The organism is Nocardioides sp. NPDC058538 (genome assembly GCF_042719275.1).
GTDB lineage: Bacteria > Actinomycetota > Actinomycetes > Propionibacteriales > Nocardioidaceae > Nocardioides.
In genome coordinates this window covers 1-3,582 of the sequence record NZ_JBHXNY010000071.1, presented here as the reverse complement: position 1 = coordinate 3,582, position 3,582 = coordinate 1, and the positions used below count along the sequence as shown (strand labels likewise).

Here is a 3,582-nt window from a genome sequence, read left to right as displayed (position 1 = left end):
GGGGTCGGCGCGGCATAGGCGAGATCGAAGATCTTTCCGTCAGCCGTCGTCTGCGCCGGCCATCGGCGGTAGTAGATGCTCGGCTCGGCCTGCATCCAGCCGGGAGAGATGGCCTCCATCGCAACCACGATCGCCGCATCCTCGCCGCGCGGAATCGCCGGCCACCCTCCGAGTGCGTGAATGAGCTCCGTGCGGCCGGTCATCGTGGTGCCGAGGACCGGCATCTCTCCAGCGGCCTCACCCTCAAACAGTGCGTAGTCAGGGAGCAGGCCGGGCTCGGGGTCGCGAGGGCCGGCTACGAGAGAGCCGTCGACGTGGAGATCGATCGCCGGCGACACCACCCAGCCGACGGGCTCGCGCTCGAGCACTTCGATGTCTCGTGCGAGCGCGCCGGGAAGAAGGATGTCGTCGGCGTCAAGTGCGCGTATGTAGCGCCCGGTGACCCGGCCTGCGGCGAGGGTCCGTGCGGATGCCGCGCGGCTCCAGGTGCCCATGCCGTAGTCGATACGCGGGTCGTCGACCGCGAGTCGTTTGCGTGGCTCGCCGGTGGTGCCGTCCTCCTGGACGATCCACTCAAAGTCCCAGCCGGCGGGCAGCTCCTGGTCGACGAGCGACTGCCACGTCTCGTTGAGGTAGTCATCCTTGCCGGCGACAACTGCGGTGATGATGGAGATCTTCGGCATTCAGTCCGCCCATCGGGGGAGGTCGGTCACGAACTCGAGCTCAGTGCGGTCGCTCGGGTAGGTCGATAGTCCCACCGATACGACCCGCCCGTTGATGTCCTTCAGGACAGAGCGAGAGACGAGCATCGGGTCGGCGGTCCGCATGCCCCACTCGCGCGCCTCCTCTGGGGTCGTGGATCGAGCGGTCACGGTGTTGATGACCCGGGCAATCTCGATGCCGACGCCGCGGAGCTGGTGATGCGTGCCGCCGTTCCAGGGCTCGGACTGCTCGTCGAGTAGGCGAGGGTCGGACTCGATGAGCTCAACAGGGAGCCATCCGGTCGACCACATCAGGAGCGTGCCGTCTTCGGCGCTCCTGTACTCGTAGGTTCGCTGAAGCAGCGGTGTGCCGGCCTCGAACTGAGGAGTGTCGGTGTTCGCTGTGGTGCGGGCGTAGGTCGGCTTGAAAACCACCTGATCCAGACGCAGCCCTGTGCGACGCTCGATCGACCCATCGAGCTTGGCGCGCTCCTCGTCAGAGAGGAGTGCGTTCTCCTTCTCCTCGATCGCCTCGAGGCTCGAGAAGGTGATGCGCGTGTGTGGCTGTCGCACGAAGACTCCGACACCGGCTCTCGTGTCGACCAGCCCCTCATTGCGCAGTACGGCGACGGCCTGCCGGGCGGTGGCGTACGCCACGCCTGTGGACTCGGTGATTTCGGCGATGCTCGGGAGCTTCTCGCCGGGCTCGAGGCGGCCGGTGCGGATGGCTTCGCGTAGTTGAGCCGCGATCTGTTGAAAGGGCGGCCGGGCGTCGGACTGGCTGATCTTCACAGGCTCCATTGTGCACTCCGTAACTAGTTGGCTTGCTTCCTTGGTACGCTGACTGCGTTGACCTAACTATCTACGTCATCTAACCTAGCTGTCAAAGCCCAACCAACTCGGAGGTAGCAATGAACACGCAGCACACGCTCAGCGAGGCCGCGAAGACCATCGAGCTGATGTCGGTGTCTGCCGACCAGCTCGCCGCGGTCATCGACTCGATGCTCCAGACCGGCGAGGTGAACCGGACCGGGCTGGAGATCATCCGCGACACGCTCGGTGAGATCCACGTCGAGCTCGACCAGGCCGCCGAGGACGTACGCGGTGAGCTTCGGGAGCCCGTCTACGTCCGCCTGGTTGGTGTCGCGGCGTGATGACGGTTCTTGACCCGCAGGTGGTCAGGGTCGCCGGCGGCGACTTCTGGCACGTCGACACGGGCCGGGCTGGTCTCGGCTCCTACGCGCGTACGGCCTGTGGCCGGCGCCTGAGCTGCTGGCACCTGATGGTGCCGTCGCGGCTCTCCGCAGTGAAGCGCGACGAGGTGTGCACGGGGTGCATCCGGGCGCTGACTCGAAAGGGAGGCAAGTGATGGAGTGGCTGACTGAGCCCCTGACGCTGGGTGATCACCTGGTGCAGTGGGGCGTATGCGTGCCGATCGCGGCTGGGTTCGTGGTCGGGATTGCCCGGATGGCCGTTCGTGGCCAGCGCGAGGGCCGGGTGACCGCGAAGCGCGGTGCCGACCTGGCCGAGGTGGTGCCGTTCCCGCGGAAGGAGCCGGCCGCTGCGCCGCGTGCCTCCTTCTTCGATGACGACGAGGGCGTGCGACACGCTGGCCTTCCGGCTGGCTACCGCTCCGGCAAGCACGTTGTGCCTGAGCCCGCTGTGATCGTGGAGGACCGCGACGTCCTGGCCGACGTGGTCGTGCTGCCCTTCCTTCCGCGGGGCATTGAGGGCACTGAGCGCGGCGGGTGGTTCGCATGAGGATCTGGAATCGCACGAAGTCGGCGCCGTCGACGCCGCCGGAGCTGGTGGAGCTCGACGACGTCCGCGACGAGCTGACCGCGACCCGCGCCGGCACGGTCATCCTCGGTGTCGGGGAGATCGGCCCGATGACGCTGGACCTCGAGCACTCGCACGTGCTGGTCGTCGGTGGCTCGGGTTCGGGCAAGCGTCTGCTGGTGCGCTCGATCGCTGCTCAGGGCCTGGCCCACGGCGACGAGGTCGTCATCCTGGACGGCACGGGCCGGCACCGCTGGGCGGCCGGGCACCCCGACGTCGCGTACGCCGATCGCACCGCGGAGATGCACTTTCAGCTCGTCCGCCTGGGCGAGGAGCTGGCCGACCGCATGTGTGCCGACAATGACGAGCTCTACGCGATGCGTCGGGTGATGCTGATCGTGGAGAACCGCGGCGAGCTCGTCGAGGCGCTGCGCTGGTACTGGGAGCAGAACCGGACGCCGACCGACCCTGCCGGCTCGCCGGCAGTGGCCGCCCTGGCCGCGCTCGAGGTGTCCTCGCGATCGCTGCGTATGCACATCGTCGCCGCGGTCAACTCGCCGGCCGCGCTGCCGGGCGCCGCGCGTCTGCTCTACGGCGTACGCATCATCAGCAGCCGTGAGCGGGCGCAGAGCTGGGCGGTGGCCTCTCGGGGCCTGCCTCAGCCGCTGGCCGCTCAGAGCGGCCGTCGTGGCCGTTTCTGGGTGGTTTCCGGGCAGACCGCCGTGCCGCTCCAGGCGCTGATGCTGACGGATGACGAGGCGCGCCACCTGGCCGCGGCGGTCATCCTCTCAGCCCGCAAGATCTGGGGTGCGGCATGAGGATGAACGTTCGCGAGTACGTCCGTAAGGGCGCTGACGGCCAGGACGTCAAGGTCTCCAAGCACGCGAAGAACCACAAGGGTTCGAAGCCGAAGACGAAGCGTAAGACGATGGCCAGCCGCGGCTGGGGCAACGTCGTGGCCGCCTGGAGGGCTGGCCGGAAGAAGAAGAAGTGGACCGCCGCCGCTCTCGGTGTGCTCGGCGTCGTCGAGCTCGGGGCCTACTTCATGTTGCAGACGACGAGCTTCGCACTGCTCACGCTCGTCGTGGTTGCCGGCCTGGTC

General features: G+C 67.8%; 7 protein-coding genes. 5 read left to right on the top strand and 2 right to left on the bottom strand.

What is annotated here, in order from left to right; all coding sequences use genetic code 11:
* Together ACFWQC_RS28160 and ACFWQC_RS28155 are read right to left on the bottom strand one after the other, a co-directional pair.
* Positions 1-683, bottom strand: a 683-nt coding sequence (locus tag ACFWQC_RS28160) for a glycosyltransferase (protein WP_378686094.1), incomplete at its 3' end; no start/stop codon positions are given.
* The gene (locus ACFWQC_RS28155) at positions 684-1,493 is read right to left on the bottom strand and encodes a GntR family transcriptional regulator (RefSeq protein ID WP_378686091.1); all 810 of its coding nucleotides are present in this window, start codon (positions 1,491-1,493) and stop codon (positions 684-686) included.
* A gap of 119 nt (positions 1,494-1,612) precedes the next feature.
* On the opposite strand from ACFWQC_RS28155, the gene ACFWQC_RS28150 reads away from it, so the two are divergent.
* From ACFWQC_RS28150 to ACFWQC_RS28130, 5 genes are all read left to right on the top strand, one after another.
* Positions 1,613-1,855, top strand: a complete 243-nt coding sequence (locus ACFWQC_RS28150) for a hypothetical protein (RefSeq protein WP_378686088.1) — start codon at positions 1,613-1,615, stop codon at positions 1,853-1,855.
* Positions 1,855-2,070, top strand: coding sequence for a hypothetical protein (locus ACFWQC_RS28145; protein WP_378686086.1), 216 nt, complete (start codon positions 1,855-1,857; stop codon positions 2,068-2,070). Before ACFWQC_RS28150 ends, ACFWQC_RS28145 begins: the two co-directional genes overlap by 1 nt.
* Positions 2,070-2,462 (top strand): hypothetical protein, encoded by a 393-nt coding sequence (locus ACFWQC_RS28140; RefSeq protein ID WP_378686084.1) that lies wholly within the window; start codon positions 2,070-2,072, stop codon positions 2,460-2,462. The genes ACFWQC_RS28145 and ACFWQC_RS28140 overlap by 1 nt, the downstream gene beginning before the upstream one ends.
* The gene (locus ACFWQC_RS28135; RefSeq protein WP_378686082.1) at positions 2,459-3,298 is read left to right on the top strand and encodes a type IV secretion system DNA-binding domain-containing protein; all 840 of its coding nucleotides are present in this window, start codon (positions 2,459-2,461) and stop codon (positions 3,296-3,298) included. The genes ACFWQC_RS28140 and ACFWQC_RS28135 overlap by 4 nt, the downstream gene beginning before the upstream one ends.
* Positions 3,295-3,582: hypothetical protein (locus ACFWQC_RS28130; protein WP_378686080.1), on the top strand; the 288-nt coding region annotated here is incomplete at its 3' end. The genes ACFWQC_RS28135 and ACFWQC_RS28130, both read left to right, overlap by 4 nt.

Excerpts from the sequence above, each read along its gene's own strand:
- ACFWQC_RS28150 (WP_378686088.1), top strand. The coding sequence starts at position 1,613 with ATGAACACGCAGCACACGCTCAGCGAGGCCGCGAAGACCATCGAGCTG.
- ACFWQC_RS28145 (WP_378686086.1), top strand. The coding sequence starts at position 1,855 with ATGACGGTTCTTGACCCGCAGGTGGTCAGGGTCGCCGGCGGCGACTTC.
- ACFWQC_RS28140 (WP_378686084.1), top strand. The coding sequence starts at position 2,070 with ATGGAGTGGCTGACTGAGCCCCTGACGCTGGGTGATCACCTGGTGCAG.
- ACFWQC_RS28135 (WP_378686082.1), top strand. The coding sequence starts at position 2,459 with ATGAGGATCTGGAATCGCACGAAGTCGGCGCCGTCGACGCCGCCGGAG.